Below are 20,227 nucleotides of genomic sequence, written 5' to 3' on the forward strand. Positions count from 1 at the left end.
GTCCGATGACCGGATTCCCGGACCGCGGCCGCGCATCCTCTCGGAGGCGCGGCCGCGGTCCGTCCGCTCTCGCCGACGGTGCGCCGGTCGACAGGGCGCTCGGACCGGCCCGACGCACGTCGAAGGGCGGGGCGGTCGGCGCCGTGGCCTCGCAGGGCATGCAGGCCCTCGCGAGCTTCACGATCCAGGTGCTCGTCGCCCGGACGCTGGGCTTCGACGGCCTCGGCGCCTTCGCGATCCTCTACGGGACGATGCAGATCGTCTCCGCGATCACCGGCGGGTTCGTCGGCGACGCGTACACCGTGCTCGACCGCCATGATCGCCGCATCCGATCGGCGCTCGAGCAGTTCGCCATCGCGATCCCGGTCGTCGTCGCCCTCGCGGGCGCCGGCGTGTTCCTCGCGATCGGCCTCACCGACGTGCCCGAGACGATCGCGGTCTTCCTGGCGATGACCCTGTTCTCGCTCGAGGAGCTCGTGCGGCGGATGCTCATGGCCTCCATCGTGTTCTGGCGCGTCGTCGCGGTCGACGCGATCGCCTTCGCCGTCGCGCTGGCGGTGGTGGCCGGCATCTGGTGGTGGTCCACGCCGAGCCTGCTCGGCTTCGTCGCGGCGGTCGCGGCCGGCCAACTGGTCGGGGGCGTCATCGGCGTCCTGTTCCTGCCCGCGGGTGAACGCCGAGTGGTCCCGTTCGTCCTCGGCGGCCACCGGGAGGTCTTCCGATACGGATTCTGGCGCGCATCCCAGCAGGTCCTGCGCCCCGCGATGCTCACGGCGATCCGCGTCATCGTGACGATCACGGCATCGCTCGCGGCCGTCGGCATGATCGAGGCCGCGCGGACGTACGTGGCGCCCGTGACGCTCGTGGTCAGCGGGCTCGGCTCGTTCCTCTTCGTCCACTTCGCACACGACCACGATTCGACCCTGTTCGGCAAGCTCCGCAGCGCCGACCGTGCGGTGCTCGCACTCGTCGCCCTCATCGCCGTCGTCGGGGCGGCGATGCTGCTGGTGCTCCCGTGGCTCGGGCCGCTGCTGTTCGGCGAGCCGCTCGACGTCGTCGCCGTCCTGGGGTGGATCGCGTTCTCGACCTCGATCGCGGCGGTGGCCCCCTACGGGGCGCTGGCCTCGGTGGCGGGACGGCAGAGCGCGGTCTTCGCCATCCGTGCCGCCGACACGGGACTCGCGGTGATCCTCGCGGGCGTGCTGCTCGTCGTCGGCGGGGATCCCGCGTACGTGCCGGCCGTGATCGCGATCGCGCCGATCCTCGGCGGGATCGTGGTGCGCAACCTCCTCCTCGTCCCGCTTGCCCGGCGCGAACGCCGAGAAGCGGAGACCGCGGTCGAACCGGATGCCGCAGCCGAACCCGAGGCGGCAGCGGAGGCGGGGAGCGACGGCTAGCGCAGGATGCCGCTGAAGGCCGTCTGCGCCCAGTCCGGCCACTCGAAGGCCGCGGGAGTCGTCGGCGCCGCCGTGCCGGTCTCCGTGCCGACCACCTCCACGCCGGTCGTCTCGTGCCCGCTCGCCTCGCGGAACGCCGTCAGGGTGTCGTATCCGGCGGGTTCCCATCCCGGGTCGACCTGCCACTTCACCATCACGCGTGGCGCATCGGCGGCCGCGCGGACGTACAGGTTGCCCTCGGCGACGGTCCTCAACGCCTCTGCGTCGTACTGCCCCGAGTAGTCCTCCACCCAGAGGAGGGGCTCGGGCCCGCCGCCCACGAGCGTGTTCCCGACGATCGCGATGTCCGTGCCGACCCACGTCATCGTGGGATCGGGCTGGGAGAAGCGCCGATCCAGGCCTTGCGCGTCCGGCACGTCCGCGCGACGGTCGTCCTGCAGGACGGCGATGCCCCATGCGTTGCCGAGCAGCAGGTTGTGTCGCAGCACGACGTCGCTCGTGTCGTTGACCTTGACGCCGTACCGGGCGTTCTTGGCGATCACGTTGCGCACGACGACGGCACGGGCGGAGATCTCGAGGAACAGGCCGTGGCCCGCGTTGCGTTCGAGGCGATTGTCGGCGACGCCGATCAGGTAGCACGACTGGTCGAACCAGAGCCCGGTCGCACGGTTGTCGGCGAACTCGGAAGACACGACGGTCACGTCGCGCGACCTCGTGAGCTTCATCCCGCCGGCGACCGGCGCACGATTGAACGACTCGGTGTTGTTCTCGACGGACGCGACGTGGTCGACGACCAGTTCGTCGGCGAAGTTCGCGGAGATCCCGATCATGCCGTTGCGTTCGGCCGTGAGCGCGCGGAGCGTCGCATTCGCGGCGCCGACGAAGACCCCGGTCGTCGCACTCTCCTGGACGGTGAGGTTCTCGAGCGTGATCCCGGGCCGCTCGATCGTGACGGATCCCATGTCGGGCACCGAGGTCGCGTACCGCCTGACGCCGATCCCGCGGATCGTCACGCCTTCGGATCGGAGTTGGAGCGCCCTCGGGATCACGCTCGCACGGACCTCCGAATCGGTCGGATCCGACCCGACGACGAGCGACTGGGACTCGTGATCCACCGCGAACTGGCCCGTGCCGACGTCGGCCGGGTCCTCGACCTGGCTGAGGGCCTCGTCTCCGATCCACACCTGGTCGGGATGCGCCGCCATCGGATGGGCGTCGTCGACGAACGTCCAGCCGTGCTCCTGGTTCTCGGGGGCACCGCGCTCGAAGGTCGGACTCGAGTCGAGCTCGACGGTCCATCCGTCGTGCCGCCAACGCGGACCGTCGGCGACCCAGCCGTCGACGACGATGCTGCCGTCGAGCCAGACCGCCTCGCCGGGGTAGGCCTGGATCGTGAGCCCGCGCGAGTCCGTCACCACGACGCTCTCGCGGTATTCGCCTTCCCGGACCACGATCGTGGCGCCGTGGGTCGCGACCTCCACGGCCTCCTGGATCGTTCGGTAGGCGTCATCCGACGGCGCCCTCCCCGGGACCTCGGCGTCGACGAACAGCGCGTCGTCGGGGACGGCGTAGTCGGTGGCCCCGGGCGGCAGCGCTCCGGCATCCGGCTCGAGGCCGATGAGGCCGTCGGGCGCCCCCGCCGACTGCCCCTCGGGGATCGGTGGGAGCGAGGGCGCTCCGGCGCTCGTCCCACCGAGGATCCACACGCTCGCGATCGCGACGCCCGCGACGGCGACGAGGCCGGCTCCCGCGATCACCCAGCGCCTCGCACGCCGCCGCGGTGCCTGCGGGGGTTTCGGCGCGGCCGGGTCCATGCACGAGCTCCTCGGCTCTTCGGACGGAGTCGGAGGGACCCCGGAGGTTGGGTCGATTCTCCCCCTGACGCGTGGCGTGCACCATCCCCGGCACGGGGGGCGACGTCGGAGGAGGGCGCACTGGTACATTCAGTGGAGTCACCACGCCGTGCGATGGAAGGTCCGAATGACTGCTCCCGGCTACCTCCAGGTGTTCCAACGGCGATGGGCTGTGATCCTCACCTCGGTGGTGGCGTGCGTGGGCTTCGCCGCAGTGGCCACGGCGGTGATCCCGCCGACGTACACGGCGAAGGCGACGCTGTTCCTGTCGGTGCAGTCGCCGGTCGCCTCACTCGCCGAACTCTCGCAGTTCAGCCTGGCTCGCGTCGGGTCCTACCCCGACCTGGTGTACAGCGACGACGTGCTCGAGCAGGCGGCCGACGAGCTCGGCACGGATGCCTCGACCGGGGAGCTCGCGTCCCTCGTCAGCGCGTCCAATCCCACGGGCACCGTCCTCATCGAGGTGACGGCCGAGGGGCCGACCGGTGCGGATGCCGCCGGCCTCGCGAACGCCGCGGCGGCCGGCCTCGCCGAGGAGGTCTCCGAGATCGAGAACTCACCGGATTCGACCTACACCGTCGAGCTCGACGTCCGCATCCCCGCACAGGCGCCGTCGTCGCCGAGCGCGCCGCAGCGCACGGTCATCCTCGGTCTGGGGCTCGTGACGGGCCTCGCCCTCGGCGCCATCCTCGCGCTGACGCTCGAGCAGTTCGACACGCGCATCCGCACCGCGGCCGATGTCCGGCGGGTCTCCGGCCTGCCCGTGTTCGGCCAGCTCCGTCGTCGTCGTCGCCTCGGCGGTCATGGCGCCCCGGTGCTCGAACCCGAGGCCGACGGCTACCTCGAGGCAGCGCTCAACATCCGACAGGCCAACGGCGGCGAGGTCCCGAGGTTCCTCGTCCTGGTGCCGACGTCGCCGACGGCCGCGCCCTCGCAGGTCCGGCTCGGACTGGGCCGCGCCTACGCCGAGACGGGCCGCAACGTGCTGCTCGTCGAGGGCACGCCCGAGCCCGGGTCCGCCGTGCCGGCCATCGCCGACCTCGCGGAGCGGCCGGGCCTCGGCGAACTCGTGGTGTCCGGCTCCACGACGCTCTCGGATTCGGTCCGCCCCGTCGACGTCTCGTCGGATGCCGGCGAGGTCTGGGCCCTCCCGCGCGGTCTGGACCTGCCGACCGAGCTCGTCACCGAACGCAGGTTCCCGGCGCTCGCCGCAGCGATCACCGCCCATGCCGACGTGGCGATCGTGCAGGCCACGACCGCGACCCGCCCCCTCGACCTCCACGCGGTCGCGTCCCTCGCCGACGTCGTCGTCGTCATCGCCCGCTACGGCTCGACCAAGGAGGCCGACCTGGCGCGCGTCGTGACCGACCTGCGGCTCGAGGGCCTGCGACCGATCGGCGTCGTCTTCGTCGACGTCCCCCAGCGCCACCACACCGACCTCGCCGCGGGGTGGCGTTCGGAGGACTTCGCCGAGGCGCCCGGGCCGGCGGAGGTGCCCGGACCGGTGCAGGTGCGGCCGGTTCCCCAGGCTCCGGCGGCTCCTCGCCCTGCAGAGCCCGAAGCTCCGCTCCGGAAGACCCCGGGTCGGGACTGATGTCCGCCTCCGTCCGACCACCGGTCAGCGGGCGGCAGGCCGCGTTCTTCGCGGTATGGGTGCTCCTCGTCGTGAGCGTGGTGTCGTGGCGGCCGGGCGTGCTGTTCACCGGCGGGATCGACCCGGTCGTCATCGCGAAGGCCGCCGTCGGCCTCACCGCCTTCATCGGCGCCGTGGTCGTGACGCGCACCGTCCGGCGTCACGGCCGGGTCGGCGCGCGGTCCCTGATCCTCCTCCTCATCGTCGTCGCCGTCTCGAGCGTGGGGGCGATCGCCGCCGGTGACCCGACCTCGTCGATGGTGCTGAGCGCGCGCATCGTGCTCGTCACCGCGACCGTGGTGGTGCTCGTGGCGTCGGGTCCCCCGATGCTCGTCCTCACGACCCTGCTCAGCGCGCTCGGCGCCGTCGCGCTCGTCGCAGCCGTCACCGGCCTCCCCGAGCTCGTCGCCGACGGACGACTCGGCGGCGGCATCCCCGACATGCAGCCGAACGAGGTGGCCGGCCTCGCCGCCCCGGCCGCCGTCGCCCTCGTCGTCGACCTCGGGCGTCGCGGCGCCCGCCTCTGGAACACCGCCTTCTTCGTGGTCTTCGCCGGAATCGTGTTCGCAACAGGTTCTCGCACGACGCTGATCGTCGTCGGGATCGCGGTCGTCCTCGCCCTGCTGATGGCCATGCCGATCCCGCGCTCGACCGCGGCCGGCATCATCGTGCTCGTGCCCGTCGCCTACGTCGTCCTCACCTTCACCGACATCGTCGAGCAGTTCGCGATCCGCGGCCAGAGCGCGGCCGAGCTCGCGAGCCTGAGTTCGCGGACGATCGCGTGGACCGCGGTCCTCGAGGTGCCGTTCGAGACCTGGGCGAAGTGGATCGGCGTCGGGCTCGCGGTCAAGACCGTCACCGTCAACCAGCGCTGGTGGGACTCGCAGGTGCTCGACAGCAGTTGGGTGTCGGTGCTCGCGCAGGCCGGCGTCATCGGCATCGCCCTCGTCGGCCTCTGGGTGGTGGCGACCACGCTCGACAGCCTGCGCTCCGACCGGATGCTCCGCAACCTCACGCTCCCGTTGCTGGTGCTCATCATCGCCCGCAGCACGCTCGAGAACGGCCTCATCGAGTCCAGCGCGATCTTCGCGCTCTTCCTCACGATCTCGCTGGTCCTGGAGCCGGGGTCGCAGTATCCGCGACCGCCGCGCCCGACGACCTACGACCTGCTCAGGGATGCCGGACCGCGGGAGGCGGCCGTCGGACCGCATCGCACCTGACGCCGCGATCCCCCGCGACAGGTCGTGCTCAGGCCGCCGTCACCGCATGCGGCGCGATCGGCTGGGCGAAGACGCCGCGGGCCTGCAGCTCGTCGAGGATGTGGTGGGCGACCGCCGGTCCGGCGACGTGCCCGATCTCGGCGGCGACCTCGCGACGCCTCGGCCTCGATGCCGAGCCACCCGCCCGGACGTCCTCGGCGAACGCCCGGACATCCGTCTCGTCGGCGAGCTTCGGACCGGGCAGCCAGTCGAGCGCGTCCGGTGGGTCGAAGCCGCGCCCCGCGGCGTAGCCCGCCTCGTCGGGCACGACGAACGCGATGGGACGGTCGAGCACCAGGTAGTCGATCCACACGCTCGAGTAGTCCGTGAGGAGCCCGGCGGCCGCGCCGATGAGCTCGTACAGCTGCACCCCGGCCGCCCGGAGGTCCTCGTTCGTCACGACGATCGCCCCCGGGATCGCACGGCTCTCGGCATCCTGGGGATGCGGCTTCACGACCACGGTGAGGCCGTACTCGCGCTCGAGCAGGGCGACGCATCCGGCCATGACCGCATTGACGTCGGGTTGGCCTGCGCCCGCGCCTACGCCTGCGCCCGCGCCCGCGCCCGCGCCCGCGCCCGCGACATCCGACCACGAGGCCGTGAGCCCACGGCCCTTGTTGTTGCGGAACGTGGGCATCCACAGGATGAACGGCCGCGACGGGTCGATGCCGAGCCGCGCGAGCGGCGCCGACCCCGACCGGGCGAACTGGTCGACCCGCGGGTTGCCGGTGAGCAGGAGTCGACCCTCGGGAAGCCGGCACTCGCGGGCGCGCGCGAGCCCGAACTTGCGGGTGCTCGCGACGAGGTAGTCGGACGAGATCGTGGGCCGACCGCGCTCATCGCTCATGATGTGGCCCTTGAACCCGCCACCGTGCCAGAGGTTGACCATCGTCTTGCGCGGAACCGTCCCTGGGTTGCCGAACAGGCCGTGCGTGAACATCGAGACCTCCGCCGTGGCGAACCGCCACAGGCCCGCGAAGGATCGATGCGGCACGATCTCGACCCGACCGTCGGGGTCGGCGCCGGACGCGGACAGCACGGCCCGGGCCTCGGCGACCTCGGGCACGAGCCAGCTGATGCCGCCCGGGTACCGCTCGGCGGTGGCGCGGAGCATCTCGATGGCGTTGCCCTCGTCGACGGGATAGCCGTTCACGACGACGTGCCGGCGTTTCGGCGCGATGGCCAGGATGACCCGGACGATCACGCGCTGCACGCGTCGCGCCGCGTGCGAGAGGCGGGCCTTCACGCGGGCCGCCCCGGCAACCCGGAGGAACTGACGTCGATGGGCATGTCGCGGCCTCCTCCCACGGCCCGGACGCGCCGCGTGCTGCCATGCTTCCACACGCGGGTCGGGAGGCGCGCCCCTCGTTCAGGAGGCGTCTGGGTCGGATCCGTCCTCGCCGTCGCCCGCAGCGCCAGTGGGCTCGGCGGCGTCATCCCAGTCGCGCGCACCGGCGAACCGGTCGGTCGCGTCGACGAGGGCGTCGAGGATGCCGGGCTCGTCGAACGCGTGGCCGGCGTCGCCGATGATCCGCAGCTCCGCCTCGGGAAGGGCGCGGTGCAGGTCCCAGGCCGTCATCACGGGCGTGCACATGTCGTAGCGGCCCTGCACGATGACCGTCGGGATCCCGGCGAGCCGGTGCGCGTCGCGGATGAGCTGCCCGTCGTCCCACCATCCGCCGTGACGGAAGTAGTGGTTCTCGATGCGGGCGAACGCCGTCGCGTACTCGGGCGAGACGAATTTCGCGATCGTCTCGATCTGCGGCAGCAGCGTGATGGTCGAGGCCTCCCATCGCGACCACGCGATCGCCGCGGACTGGTGCACCTCGGGATTCGGGTCGGCGAGCAGGCGGCCGTACGCCTCGATGAGGTGCGCTCGGTCGAGCAGCGGCACGGGCGCGAGGAAGTCCTCCCAGAGGTCGGGGAAGATCGCCGAGGCGCCGCCCTCGTAGAACCAGTCGAGCTCCTGCCGGCGCAGGGTGAAGATCCCGCGAAGCACGAGCTCGGTGACCCGCTCGGGATGGGTCTCCGCGTAGGCGAGGGCGAGGGCGCTCCCCCACGAGCCGCCGAAGACCTGCCAGCGGTCGACGCCCAGGTGCACGCGAAGTCGTTCGATGTCGGCGACGAGATGCCAGGTGGTGTTCGACGAGAGATCGGCAGCGGGCTCGCTCGCATGCGGGATGGAGAGGCCGCAGCCGCGCTGGTCGAAGAGCACGATCCGGTAGCGCTCGGGGTCGAACAGGCGCCGGTGCGCGGGGCTCGTGCCGCCGCCGGGCCCGCCGTGCAGGAACACCACGGGCTTGCCCTCCCGGTTGCCCGAGATCTCCCAGTAGATGTGCTGTCCGTCCCCCACATCGAGCATGCCCGTCTCGAGCGGCTCGATCTCCGGATACAGGTCTCTCATGACCCAACGGTAACGATGCAGTCCTGAGGCGAGCGGATGCCGCGCCGCAGCCGGTCCGCGAACGCACGCCGCTCGACGACGCGTTCCGCGGCGTAGGCTCGGCACATGAGTGCGAAGCCGGTCACCATCACCATCACGGGCGCGGGCGGACAGATCGGGTACGCCCTGCTCTTCCGCATCGCATCGGGCGCGATCCTCGGACCCGACGTCCCGGTGCGCCTGAACCTGCTCGAGATCCCGCAGGGCGTGCGCGCGGCCGAGGGCGCCGCCCTCGAGCTGCAGGATGCCGCGTTCCCGCTGCTGCACCAGGTCGACGTGTACGACGACGCGACGCCGGCCTTCGTCGGGGCGAACCTCGCGCTGCTCGTCGGGGCTCGGCCCCGCACGGCCGGCATGGAACGCGGCGACCTGCTCTCCGCCAACGGCGGCATCTTCAAGCCGCAGGGCGCGGCGATCAACGCGGGCGCGGCCGACGACATCCGCGTCGTGGTGGTCGGCAACCCGGCCAACACCAACGCGCTCATCGCCGCGTCGAACGCCCCCGATGTTCCGAAGGACCGGTTCACGGCGCTCACCCGCCTCGACCACAACCGCGCCCTCGGCCAGCTCGCCGCGACGCTCGGCACCACGGCCGGCACGCTCCGCGACGTCACGATCTGGGGCAACCACTCGGCGACGCAGTTCCCGGATGTCTCGCACGCCACGATCGACGGCGAGCCGGTGCCCTCACTGCTCGCCGCCCGCCTCGGCGGAACCGACGTGGCCCGCGAGTGGCTCGTGGACACGTTCATCCCCCGTGTCGCGAAGCGGGGCGCGGAGATCATCGAGGTGCGCGGCTCCTCGTCGGTCGCGTCCGCGGCGAGCGCGGCGATCGACCACATGCACGACTGGGTGCAGGGCACGCAGCACGGGTGGACCAGCGCGGCCGTCGTCTCCGACGGTTCCTACGGCGTGCCCGAGGGGCTCGTCTCCTCGTTCCCGGTGGAGTCGGTCGAGGGTCGCTGGCGCATCGTGCAGGGGCTGGAGATCAGCGCGTTCGCCGAGCACCGCATCGCGGCATCCGTCGGGGAACTCGTCGACGAGCGCGACGCCGTGCGCGAGCTCGGGCTCGTCTGACGCGACGCCCTGATTCGGGCGGGGCGGCGCACCGGACGTAGGCTTGCGGCATGGCCAAGTCCCTCTCGTCCGCACGCCGCAAGCAGCTCATCGTCGGTCTCGTGATGGGCATCATCGTCGGCGTGGTCATCAGCCTCTTCACGGGCTTCTGGCTGTGGCTGGCCGCCGGCGTGGTCATGGGGCTCGCGACGGGCGCCATCATGAAGCCGCCTACGGAGTAGCGCGCTCGCGGACGTAGGCCTCGATGCCGTCGATCACGCGCTCGAGTCCGAACCGGAAGCTGCGCTCGGGGTCGGATGCCGAGCCGTACGCCTCGCCCGCCGCGGTGCCGACGCGTCCTGAGATCGGGTAGCGGGACGAATCCATGATCTCCTCGAGGATCGGGGCGTTTCGCTCCCACCACTCCTCGTCGGTCTCGGCGACGGCGCGGTGCAGGCGCTCGGCGTCGAGGTAGGCGCGGGCCGGTCCGCTGACGTAGCCGGTGATGAGCGTGACGACCTGGTCCATGTCGAGGTCGTCGAGACCGAGGCCGTCGATGGCGCGCAGGCTCCACTCCCAGCGATCGGAGACGTTCGGTCCGAGCGGCGGCCGGCTCGTGTCGATCGAGAGCAGCCACGGATGCCGCAGGTACTCGTTCCACGACAGGTGCGCGATGCGCGAGAGGCGCTCGCGCAGCGGCCCGTCGAGTTCGGGCAGGTCCTGCTCGCCCGCGACGCGGTCGACCATGAGGTCGATGAGCTCGGCCTTGCCCGGCACGTACGTGTAGACCGACATGGGCTTGAGGCCCAGGCGTTCGGCGATGCGACGCATCGAGAGGGCCTCGACGCCCTCGTCGTCGGCGAGCTCGATGGCGGCGTCGACCACGGCGTCGACGCTCGTGCGCTGCTTCGGGCCGCGTGATCCGACCGGCTCGCCGAGCCGATCGCGCCACAGCAGGCGGAGGGTGCGATCGGGCTCACCTCGCCCGGTGGATTCGGTCGACATGCAGGCCAGCCTACATTCTCCGTATGGTGTACGGTTAATCCACTCAACTCCGTACACAGTACGTTGAAAGGAAGCGATGCCCTCCCGACCGGTTCCATCCCGTCCCGCCCTCGAGGCCATCGGACTCCGCAAGCGCTACGCGAAGAACGTGGCACTCGACGGGTTCGACCTGCACGTCGCCGCCGGCACCGTGCACGGGCTCCTCGGTCCCAACGGCGCCGGCAAGACCACCGCCGTGCGCTGCCTCACGACCCTCACCGACCTCGACGAGGGCTCCGCCTCGATCGACGGCATCGACGTGCGCCGCCACCCGTCGGCGGTGCGGGAGCGCATCGGGCTCGTCGGCCAGTTCCACGCCGTCGACGAGGCGCTCACCGCACACCAGAACCTCGTGCTCTTCGCACGTCTCAGCGGGCTCTCCAAGTCGCGCGCGAGGTCGCGCGCCGATCGCCTGCTCGAGGCGTTCGGCCTGGCGGATGCCGCGAACCGCGCGGTCTCGGGCTTCTCGGGCGGCATGCGACGACGACTCGACATCGCCTCGAGCCTCGTGCTCACGCCGGCCATCCTGTTCCTCGACGAGCCCACCACCGGACTCGATCCGCGCGGCCGCGCGACGGTCTGGCAGGCGGTGCGCGAGGTCGCCTCGATGGGCACGACCGTGCTCCTCACCACGCAGCTGCTCGACGAGGCCGACCAGCTCGCCGACCGCGTCAGCGTGATGGACCACGGCCGCGTCATCGCCGAGGGCACGCCCGCCGAGCTGAAGCGGCGGCTCGGCGGCGACCGCATCGCGGCGACGTTCGCGGCGACCGACGTCGAGCGCGCAGCGATCGTGATCGCGAACGCGGTCGGCGCCGAGGCATCCGTCGACCACGATGCCGCCGTGGTGACCATCGAGGTCGAGAACGGCTCTGCCGCGCTCGCCCCGATCGTCCGCGCCCTCGATGCCGACGGCCTCGTCGTCGACGACCTCGCGCTGCGAAGGCCGACCCTCGACGAGGTGTTCCTGCACCTGACCGGCAGGCCCCCGGCGGAGGGCGTCAGCACCACCGCTGACGACTCGGCCGCCCCCGCACCCACCGACGAGGAGGCACGATGACGACCACCACAGGCACCATCACCGCAACCGCCGGACTGCGCGACCGACGACCCAACGCCCTCCGCGAGGGCTGGCTCATCGCGGGACGCGACCTGCTGCACTGGGTCCGCGAGCCCTGGGGCCTCGTGTTCGGGCTCGCGTTCAACATCATGCTGATCCTGCTGTTCGGATTCCTGTTCGGCGGCGCGATCGAGGTGCCGGGCGGCGGCGACTACATCGCGTTCCTGCTGCCGGGCATGTTCGCGCTCACGATGCTCTTCGGCCTCGAGGGCACGATGACCGCGATGGCCGAGGACGCGAAGCGGGGCATCACCGACCGCTTCCGTTCGCTGCCGATCTCCAGCGCCTCCGTCGCGCTCGGGCGGGCCATCGCCGACCTCGCGAACTCCGCGCTGAGCCTCGGCGTGCTGATGGTCGGCGGCCTCCTCATCGGCTGGCGCCCGACGACCGGGCCGGCGGAGATCGCACTCGGCATCGTGCTGCTGCTCTGGCTCCGGTTCGCCCTGCTCTGGCTCGGCGTCTTCCTCGGACTGAGCTTCCGGGGCACCGGGGCGACCACGGCCGTGCAGGTGCTGGTCTGGCCGATCGGGTTCCTGTCGACGGTGTTCGTCTCGGCCGAGACCATGCCCGGCTGGCTCGGGGTCGTCGCCACGTGGAACCCGGTCTCGGCGACGGCGACCGCAGCCCGGGAGCTGTTCGGCAACCCCACCGGCGTCACGAGCGGATGGATGGCCGAGAACGCCGTGCTCGCGGCATCCGTCTGGCCGCTCGTGATCACGCTCGTGTTCCTGCCGCTGACGGCGACGGCCTACCGGCACCTTCGGCGGTAGCGGTCGCTCCGGCCGGCGCGTGCCCGCGTCCCGTGACGCGGGCACGCACCCGGATCAGCCGAGCCGCTGCATGCCGTCGATGACGGCCACTCCCTGCGGGTGCAGCTTCGCGCCCTGCGACGGATGACCCGTGAGCAGGTCGGTGCCCTCGAGGAGGAGCTCCGCGTCCTCCGCACCGTGGTTGATGACGAAGACGAGCTCACCGCGGCGTACCACCTCGAGGTTCGCGCCGGTCGCCGCCGCCGGCGGCAGCTCGACACCGGCGTCCGCCAGCACGCGGGCCGCGAGGTGCCGCAGCGCATCGGGCTCGGGCAGGGTCGCGACGTACCAGGCCGCGCTCGCGTCGCCCCCGCGCCGCGTGACCGCGGGCCATCCGGCGAGCGCGCCATCGGCGAACGTCGCCACCGTGGCCGCGTCCTCGACGCGCACGTACTCGGCCCAGATGCTGCCCGCGGCACTGCCGCCGAGCACCTCGCCGTCGAGTGCGACCGAGGGCGCCGCTCCCCCGCCGACGGCCCGGAGGTCGGGCGCGGCCGGCGGGGCGAACTCCTCGATCCAGACCCCGAGCGTGCGCCGCAGCGGCTCGCCGAGGTACCCGCCGAGCCGCACGTGCAGGTGCTCATCGGTGATCGCCGTGCCGAAGCCCACCACGAGCGTGCCGCCGGAGTCCGCGAACGAGGCGAGGTTCTCGAGCTGCGCGTCGGTCGCGACGAAGTGGGCGGGTGCGACGACGAGCCGGTAGCCCGACAGGTCGCCGTCGGCGCGCACGAAGTCGACGGTCACCCCCTGCGAGGTGAGCGCGTGGTGCCAGGCGAACAGCGTCTCGAGGTACGAGACGTTCGTCGGCGACGCCGGCTGCTCGAGCGCCCACCAGCTGTCCCAGTCGAGCGCGATCGCGACCTGGGCGGGCACGCGGCTGCCCTCGAGCCCGACCTGGTCGCCCGACAGGCGCCGGAGCTCCCCACCGAGCTGCTCGATCTCGCGCCACACCCTCGTGTCGGTCCCGCCGTGCGGCACCATCCCGGAATGGAACTTCTCCGAGCCCGCGGCCGACTGCCGCCACTGGAAGAAGAGGATGCCGTCGGCGCCGCGCGCGACCGACTGGTACGACCACGCGCGCATCTGGCCCGGCGCCTTCGCCGCGTTCTGCGGCCGCCAGTTCACGGCGCTCGGCGACTGCTCCATGAGCAGCCACGGCGCACCGTCGCCGAGCGAGCGCATGAGGTCGCGCACCATCGCGGCGTACGGCGCCGAGAGCGGGTCGGCCGGGTCCGGATAGGTGTCGTCGGAGACGATGTCGACCTCGCGCGCCCACGTCCAGTAGTCGACGGGCTTGAAGAACCCCATGAAGTTGGTCGTGATCGGCACCTCGGATGTCGCGCGGATCACCTCGACCTCCGACCGGTAGCAGGCCAGCAGTTCGTCGCTCGAGAAGCGGTCGAAGTCGAGCAGCTGCGTCGGGTTGCGGAACGAGGGCGCGGCGCGCGGCGGCTCGACCTCGTCGAACGCGTCGTAGTGCTGCGACCAGAAGGCCGTGCCCCACGCGCGATTGAGCTCCTCGATCGTCGCGTACTTCGCCTCGAGCCAGGTGCGGAACGCCGCGGCCGACACCTCGCAGTAGCAGTGGCTGACGTGGCATCCGTACTCGTTGTTCACGTGCCAGAGCTCGAGTGCCGGATGCTGCGCGTAGCGCTCGACCAGTCGGGTCACGAGCTGCCGCGCCCGATCGCGGTACACGGGCGAGCTCGGGCAGTACTGCTGCCGGCTGCCGACCGCGAGCCGCACGCCCTCCTCGGTGACGGGCAGGGTCTCGGGATGCCGCTTCGCGAGCCATGGCGGCGGCGACGCGGTGGCCGTGGCCAGGTCGACTCGGATGCCGCCGGCGTGCAGCGTGTCGAGCACGTCGTCGAGCCAGGCGAAGTCGTACTCGCCGGGGCGCGGCTCGAGCCTCGCCCACGAGAACACGCCGACGGTGGCGAGGCTGATGCCGCCCCGCTGCATGAGCGTCACGTCCTCGTCCCACACCTCGCGGGGCCACTGCTCGGGGTTGTAGTCGCCGCCGTACCAGATCGTCACGATCCTGCCCTCTCCGTCGGAGTCGTCCGTCCATCTTCCACGCCGCGCGCTCGCGACGTGGTCATTCCTTCACGCTCCCGGCCGCGAGCCCCGACTGCCAGTACCGCTGGAGGAAGAGGAACGCGAGCACGAGCGGCACGATCGACACGAGCGAGCCGGTGATGACCGTGGAGAACAGCGCCTGCGAGCCGCCGCCCTGGCTCGCCGCCGACTGGAGCTGCGCGAGGCCGACGGTGATCGGGTACAGGTCGGAGCTGTTCAGCATGATCAGGGGCAGGAAGTAGTTGTTCCACGTCGCGACGAGCGAGAAGAGGAACACCGTGACGAGTCCGGGCCCGAGCAGGCGCAGCCCCACCTGCCCGAAGATGCGGAACTCGCCCGCCCCGTCGACCCTTGCCGCCTCGATGAGGCCGTCGGGGATGGCATCGGCCGCGTACACGCGCATCAGGTACACGCCGAACGGGCTGACGAGCGACGGGATGATGACGGCCCACGGCGTGTCCGTGAGGCCCGCCGCCGAGAACAGCAGGTAGGTCGGCAGCGCCAGCGCGGTGAGCGGGATCATGATCGCCCCGAGCGTCGCGCTGAAGAGGGCCTTCTTGCCCGGGAACTCGTACTTCGCGAACGCGTACCCCGCCATCGTGGAGAGCAGGGTGGCCCCGACGGCCGCGCTGAGCGAGTACACGAACGTGTTCACGAGCCAGCGCGCGAAGATGCCGTCGCGCACCGAGAAGAGCGTCTGCAGGTTCTCCCAGAGCGAGAAGTCGCCGCCGAACCACAGGCCGAACGTCGTGAAGAGCGCGGCGTTGTCCTTGGTCGAGGAGACGAGCAGCCACCAGAGCGGCAGCACGAAGTACAGCACGCACAGCCAGAGCAGCACCGTGAGCAGCAGGCTCCTGCGCCGCTCGGGGGCGAAGTGGCGCGCGGTGCGGCGGGGCCGCTTGGGATCCTCGATCATGACCGCGGCGCGGGTCTCGGTGTTCGTCATGACTGGCTCCGTTCACGGCGCTCGCGTCGTTGCGAGCCGAGCTGGACGATGTAGGACACCACGGCGATCACGATGCCGAGCAGGAACGCGATGGATGCCGCATAGTTCAGCTCCTGGTTCACGAACGCCAGGTTGTAGGCGTAGAAGTTCGGCGTGTAGGAGTTGATCACGACGTTGGGCGCGATGATCGCCAGCAGGCTCGGTTCGGCGAAGAGCTGGAACGACCCGATGACCGAGAAGATGATCGTCAGCAGGATCGCCGGGCGGATGGCCGGGATCTTGATGCTCCAGGCGAGGCGGAACTGGCCGGCGCCGTCGATCTCGGCGGCCTCGTACAGCTCCGACGGGATCGACCGCAGGGCCGCGTACATGATGATCATGTTGTAGCCGACGAACTCCCACGTGACGATGTTCATCATCGCGCCGAGCATGTTCTCGGCCGAGAGGAACTCCGGCGTCCCGAGTCCGACGGCACGGGAGATCTGCGCGAGCGGCCCGAAGTCGGGGCCGTACAGGTAGCCCCACATGAGCGTCGCGACGACGGCGGGCACGGCGTAGGGCATGTAGATGAGCAGCCGGATCGCCTTGGATCCCCTGGCGCGGAACGTGTCGAGCGCGAGGGCGAAGAAGAGCGCGAGCCCGAGCATGATCGGCACCTGCACGACGAAGAACAGGGCAACGCGGCCGAGGCCCTCCAGGAACAGGGGGTCGGTGAGCGCGCGCACGTAGTTGCCGAGGCCGTTGAAGGCCTCGCCGCCGATGAGCTTGCTCTCGAAGAGGCTCAGGTATCCCGAATAGGCCAGCGGGACCACCAGCATCGTGATGAACACGATGAAGAACGGGAGGAGGAACAGGTAGGCGGCTCGGTACTGGCGGCGCTTCGTCGTGCTCGTGCGGCGCTTCGGCGGTGGGGGGGCTACGGGGCGCTCGGCGCTGAGCGCCGGGGTGGTCGACATGGCGGCTCCTTCTCTTGCTGTCGGTGGGTTGGGGGCGGGGCGCCCGTCGGTACGACACGACGGACGCCCCGCTGGCTCACTCGACGGTGAAGCCCTGCTCCTCCGCGTACTTCACGAGCTGGTCCTGCCAGGTGTCCAGCGCCGCGGCGATGTCGCCCTTGTCCGCGATCACGGTGCCCATCGTCTCCTCGTAGGTCGAGTAGACGTAGTCCATGAACGGCACCCACTCGAAGTCGGTGTCGACGGTCGTGGAGATCTCGGCGAACAGCTTGTTGACCTCCTGGCCGCCGTAGAACTCCGACTGCTGGTCGACGAACGCGGGGTCCTCGAGCACCGAGACCTGCGGCGGGTAGAGGAACTGCTCGGTCGCGAGCATCATCGCCGACTCCTCGTCGTTGTTGATGAACTTCGCGAGCTCGTAGGCGGCGATGGGGTTCTTGCTCGACGCGAGGACCGCGTCGGACGAGCCGCCCCAGTTGCCCGAGACCTCTTCGCCCTCGGTCCACTGCGGCAGCGGCGCGGCGCGCCAGAGGCCCGACGTGCTCTCGGCGGTGCCCTGCAGGAACACGGGTGCCCACGCGGCGGTGAGCCAGCCCGCGTACTTGCCGTTCGCGAGGCCCTGGTACCAGGTGTCGTTGAAGTCGACGTCGGTCGAGATCAGGTCGGCCTGGATCAGGTCGGTCCAGTACGTCGCGATCTGCTTGGCCTCGTCGCTGTTGACGTCGATCTTCACCGTCTCCTGGCCGTCGTAGCCGAAGGGCTTGATGCCCGCCTGCCAGAAGAAGCCGATCATCTGACCGGCCTGGGTCGCGCCGAGGTTCGAGATGTACGAGCCGGTCGTCTCCTTCACGGCCTTCGCGGCCACCGCGTAGTCGTCGTAGGTGGCCGGCGGCTCGGTGATGCCGGCCTCGGCCAGGATGTCCTCGCGGTAGAGGTTGCCCATCGGGCCGACGTCCTGCGGGATGGCCCAGACCTCGTCGGCGGGAGAGACCTGGTTCCACGCCCACTCCACGTAGTCGTCGGCGAGGTCGTCGGCGCCGTACGGCGTCAGGTCGAGCAGCGACTCGGGGAGCACGAACGACGGGATGTACTGGTACTCGATCTGCGCGACATCCGGCGCACCCTCGCCCGCCTCGATCGCGCTGCGGAGCTTCTGATAGTGCGGGAGCCCCTGGCCGACGTTCTCGACCGTGACGTCGATGTCGGGGTACTTCTCCTCGAAGAGGGCGACCTCGTTCTCGATGTCGGGCACCCACGTCCAGAACGTGAGCTTCGTGGGGGTGGTCATCGCCTTGTCGATGTCCTCCTGGCTGACAGGCCCCTGATCGGATCCGCCGTCGCTGCCGGGCGTGCATCCCGCCATCAGCAGTCCGACTGAGACGGCGCCGCTCACCAGCGCCAGTGCTGTGGTTCTCCGTGCCTTCTTCATGATGACTCTTTCCGTGGTTGGGTCGGATCACACGATCCCTTGGCGCTCACTCGCTGACGAAGGTCCGCGTCGACCATGCCGGCAGTGAGACATCGGTGCCCGTCGGGAGGTGCTCTCCCGAGACGGGGTCGGTGACGGATGCCGCGAGCGTGACCGCCTGCGGCTCCCATCCCCAGTTGAAGACGAACCAGGCCCGTCGCCCATCGGGCAGCGAACCGGATGCCACGGTCACGGGCAGTGCCCGGCCCGGGGCCAGCCCGTCGCCGATCGGCGCGGGAACGGCCCAGCGCACGAGGTCGGCGGCCAGCGTGGGCGACGGGACCGTGCCGACGACGGTGATGCGGCCGGCGCCGTGCGCGTTGGTCGTGACGGCGGGGAAGTCCGAGAACCGCGGGTGGTCGTAGGCGGCGAGCGTGTCGGCGCCGGTGCTGATCAGCCCGTCGGCCCAGCGGCGTGCGGCGGCGCCGGCGGATGCCTCGAGCGGCCCGCTCGCGGTCACCGCGACGTCGCTGCCGAGGTTGGAGAACTCCTCGTACCGCACGCCGGCGGCCTCGTGGAGTCGGGCGGGGGCGACCTCGACGCGCGCCCGCGCCTCCTCGTCGCCGTAGCCGGTGCGGATGCCGACGATGAGGTGGCCGCCGGCCTCCGCGTAGTCGCGGAGCAGGTCGAGGTCGGCGTCCGTCGCGACGTAGAGGCCCGGTGCGACGAGCACGGGGTACCGCGCGGCGAGCTCGGTGGCACCGAGCTCGAGCGCCTGCGACACGTGCAGGATGCGCGATTGCGCGCCGGCGTCGATCACGCCGCGGTGGAAGGCGTCGACGATGTGCTGGTACGACGCGCGATCGGGGAGCCCGTCGGCCGTCGCGAGCGGCGGGAAGAACTCGAGGGCGAAGCGGCTGTCGTTCGACCAGAGGATCGCGACGTCCCCGTCGGGCTCGTACCCGTCGAGCGTCGACCCGATCGAGCGCAGGTCGGCGCCGACCCCGGCGAGCTCGTGGTAGACCCGGCCGGGCTCGAGGCTGTGCGGGAGCACGCCGCCCCAGTAGGTCTCGGTGCCGTAGGGCAGGGTGTGCCAGTGCCAGTACTCGATCATCGCGGCGCCCCGTGAGACGAAGGCGAAGGCGGCCTGCCGGAGCTGGCCGGGGTAGGGCGGGAGGTTGAGCTCGGAGCCGCCGATGGACTGCGCATCGGTCTCGGTGACGAGGAAGCGCGACTGCTTCGACGAGTACATGCGGTCGGCCTGGCGGAGCATGGCGGCGACGCCCGAGGTGGTCCAGTGCGTCAGCGGCTCGAGGTCGACGGTGGCGTCGAGGTGGTCCTGCATCGCGTAGTACGGGTTGCCGGCCGTGAGGTCGAGCACCTCGACGAGCTGCTCGTCGGCGAGCGCCGGACGCGGATAGGCGATGCACGTCGTGACGAACTGCTCGGGCGAGGCGTACTCGCGCACGATGCCCGCCTGCCAGGCGATGAACTCGGTCGTGAGGTCGGCCTGGTACCGCCGCCACGCCAGGTCGTACTGGGGCAGCGTGTTGCCGTCGGGCGTCCACAGGTCGGACCACGCGGACAGCCGGTGCGACCAGTAGGTGAGGCCCCACTCGCGGTTGATCGTCTCGACGTCGCCGTACTGCGCCTCGAGGCGGCGCACGAACCGCTGGAACGAGCCGCGGTTGTGGAAGAGCTCCATGCCGGGCTCGTTGTCGACCTGGTACCCGATCACGGCGGGGTGGTCCGCGTAGCGGGCGACCACCGCGCGGATGACCCGCTCGGCGTGGAACAGGAACGCCGGATGCGAGTAATCGACCTCCTGGCGAGCGCCCCACGGCACCCGCTCCCCCGTGCGGCGCTCGGCGGCGATCTCGGGGTATGCGGTCTGCAGCCACGGCGGCACGGCGTACGTGGGCGTGCCGAGGATCACCGCGATGCCGCGCTCATGCGCTCCGTCGAGCACCGGCTGCAGCCAGTCGAGGTCGAATTCGCCGTCGCGCGGCTCCCAGGTCGACCACACCGACTCGCCGACGCGGATGACGGTGAAGCCGGCCTCCTGCATCAGGTCGAGGTCGGCTTCGGTGCGCTCCTCACGGTGGTACTCGGCGTAGTAGGCCGCTCCGAAGAGGACCCCGCTCGGGGGCTGGACGGGTCGCGAGGCGCTCATCTGGTACGTACTCCGTTGTCGTCAGTGCCGGGTGTGCTTCGAGGGTGCGTT

Annotated in this window: 16 protein-coding genes; 7 read left to right on the forward strand and 9 right to left on the reverse strand. The window is 71.1% G+C overall.

From position 1 onward, the window contains the following. Positions 1–5 precede the first annotated feature (5 nt). Positions 6–1,397 carry a hypothetical protein gene (locus tag ACR3IO_RS01825; protein WP_434069450.1) on the forward strand — a complete coding sequence of 464 codons (1,392 nt, stop codon included), beginning with the start codon at positions 6–8 and terminating at the stop codon, positions 1,395–1,397. Here ACR3IO_RS01825 and ACR3IO_RS01830 read toward each other — a convergent pair. Further along, positions 1,394–3,154 (reverse strand): right-handed parallel beta-helix repeat-containing protein, encoded by a 1,761-nt coding sequence (locus ACR3IO_RS01830; protein ID WP_434069451.1) that lies wholly within the window; start codon positions 3,152–3,154, stop codon positions 1,394–1,396. The genes ACR3IO_RS01825 and ACR3IO_RS01830 overlap by 4 nt on opposite strands. Before the next feature lie 223 nt (positions 3,155–3,377). On the opposite strand from ACR3IO_RS01830, the gene ACR3IO_RS01835 reads away from it, so the two are divergent. After that, a complete protein-coding gene (locus ACR3IO_RS01835; RefSeq protein ID WP_434069452.1) occupies positions 3,378–4,844 on the forward strand; it encodes a hypothetical protein in 1,467 nt (488 codons plus the stop codon). Continuing rightward, positions 4,844–6,103 (forward strand): O-antigen ligase family protein, encoded by a 1,260-nt coding sequence (locus tag ACR3IO_RS01840; protein ID WP_434069453.1) that lies wholly within the window; start codon positions 4,844–4,846, stop codon positions 6,101–6,103. The genes ACR3IO_RS01835 and ACR3IO_RS01840 overlap by 1 nt, the downstream gene beginning before the upstream one ends. A 28-nt stretch (positions 6,104–6,131) precedes the next feature. On the opposite strand, the gene ACR3IO_RS01845 is transcribed toward ACR3IO_RS01840, so the two are convergent. Together ACR3IO_RS01845 and pip are read right to left on the reverse strand one after the other, a co-directional pair. Then, positions 6,132–7,388 (reverse strand): CDP-glycerol glycerophosphotransferase family protein, encoded by a 1,257-nt coding sequence (locus ACR3IO_RS01845; RefSeq protein WP_434069454.1) that lies wholly within the window; start codon positions 7,386–7,388, stop codon positions 6,132–6,134. A gap of 123 nt (positions 7,389–7,511) precedes the next feature. Further along, positions 7,512–8,546: a prolyl aminopeptidase gene (gene pip / locus ACR3IO_RS01850; RefSeq protein ID WP_434069455.1), complete on the reverse strand. Its 1,035-nt coding sequence runs from the start codon at positions 8,544–8,546 to the stop codon at positions 7,512–7,514. A 105-nt stretch (positions 8,547–8,651) separates the two neighbouring features. On the opposite strand from pip, the gene ACR3IO_RS01855 reads away from it, so the two are divergent. Both ACR3IO_RS01855 and ACR3IO_RS01860 read left to right on the forward strand, forming a co-directional pair. Beyond that, complete coding sequence (locus tag ACR3IO_RS01855; protein ID WP_434069456.1) at positions 8,652–9,662, forward strand: malate dehydrogenase; 1,011 nt, start codon at positions 8,652–8,654, stop codon at positions 9,660–9,662. A gap of 50 nt (positions 9,663–9,712) precedes the next feature. Continuing rightward, entirely contained in the window at positions 9,713–9,883 is a 171-nt protein-coding gene (locus ACR3IO_RS01860) for an HPP family protein (protein ID WP_434069457.1), read from the forward strand. On the opposite strand, the gene ACR3IO_RS01865 is transcribed toward ACR3IO_RS01860, so the two are convergent. Beyond that, positions 9,873–10,646 carry a TetR/AcrR family transcriptional regulator gene (locus tag ACR3IO_RS01865; RefSeq protein ID WP_434069458.1) on the reverse strand — a complete coding sequence of 258 codons (774 nt, stop codon included), beginning with the start codon at positions 10,644–10,646 and terminating at the stop codon, positions 9,873–9,875. The two genes, ACR3IO_RS01860 and ACR3IO_RS01865, sit on opposite strands and share 11 nt — an antisense overlap. A 76-nt stretch (positions 10,647–10,722) precedes the next feature. On the opposite strand from ACR3IO_RS01865, the gene ACR3IO_RS01870 reads away from it, so the two are divergent. Both ACR3IO_RS01870 and ACR3IO_RS01875 read left to right on the forward strand, forming a co-directional pair. After that, positions 10,723–11,745, forward strand: coding sequence for an ATP-binding cassette domain-containing protein (locus ACR3IO_RS01870; protein WP_434069459.1), 1,023 nt, complete (start codon positions 10,723–10,725; stop codon positions 11,743–11,745). Continuing rightward, positions 11,742–12,575, forward strand: coding sequence for an ABC transporter permease (locus ACR3IO_RS01875; RefSeq protein WP_434069460.1), 834 nt, complete (start codon positions 11,742–11,744; stop codon positions 12,573–12,575). The genes ACR3IO_RS01870 and ACR3IO_RS01875 overlap by 4 nt, the downstream gene beginning before the upstream one ends. 54 nt (positions 12,576–12,629) lie before the next feature. Here ACR3IO_RS01875 and ACR3IO_RS01880 read toward each other — a convergent pair whose 3' ends face one another. The 5 genes from ACR3IO_RS01880 to ACR3IO_RS01900 form a co-directional block, all read right to left on the reverse strand. After that, positions 12,630–14,651: a beta-galactosidase gene (locus tag ACR3IO_RS01880; RefSeq protein ID WP_434069461.1), complete on the reverse strand. Its 2,022-nt coding sequence runs from the start codon at positions 14,649–14,651 to the stop codon at positions 12,630–12,632. A 61-nt stretch (positions 14,652–14,712) separates the two neighbouring features. After that, positions 14,713–15,639: a carbohydrate ABC transporter permease gene (locus tag ACR3IO_RS01885; RefSeq protein ID WP_434069462.1), complete on the reverse strand. Its 927-nt coding sequence runs from the start codon at positions 15,637–15,639 to the stop codon at positions 14,713–14,715. Beyond that, positions 15,636–16,595, reverse strand: coding sequence for a carbohydrate ABC transporter permease (locus ACR3IO_RS01890; protein ID WP_434069463.1), 960 nt, complete (start codon positions 16,593–16,595; stop codon positions 15,636–15,638). Before ACR3IO_RS01890 ends, ACR3IO_RS01885 begins: the two co-directional genes overlap by 4 nt. A 76-nt stretch (positions 16,596–16,671) precedes the next feature. Next, complete coding sequence (locus ACR3IO_RS01895; RefSeq protein WP_434069464.1) at positions 16,672–18,024, reverse strand: ABC transporter substrate-binding protein; 1,353 nt, start codon at positions 18,022–18,024, stop codon at positions 16,672–16,674. 46 nt (positions 18,025–18,070) lie between these two features. Beyond that, positions 18,071–20,176 carry a beta-galactosidase gene (locus tag ACR3IO_RS01900; RefSeq protein ID WP_434069465.1) on the reverse strand — a complete coding sequence of 702 codons (2,106 nt, stop codon included), beginning with the start codon at positions 20,174–20,176 and terminating at the stop codon, positions 18,071–18,073. Positions 20,177–20,227: the final 51 nt, after the last annotated feature.

Origin of the sequence: Agromyces sp. Marseille-Q5079, from assembly GCF_051016555.1 — a bacterium.
GTDB lineage: Bacteria > Actinomycetota > Actinomycetes > Actinomycetales > Microbacteriaceae > Agromyces.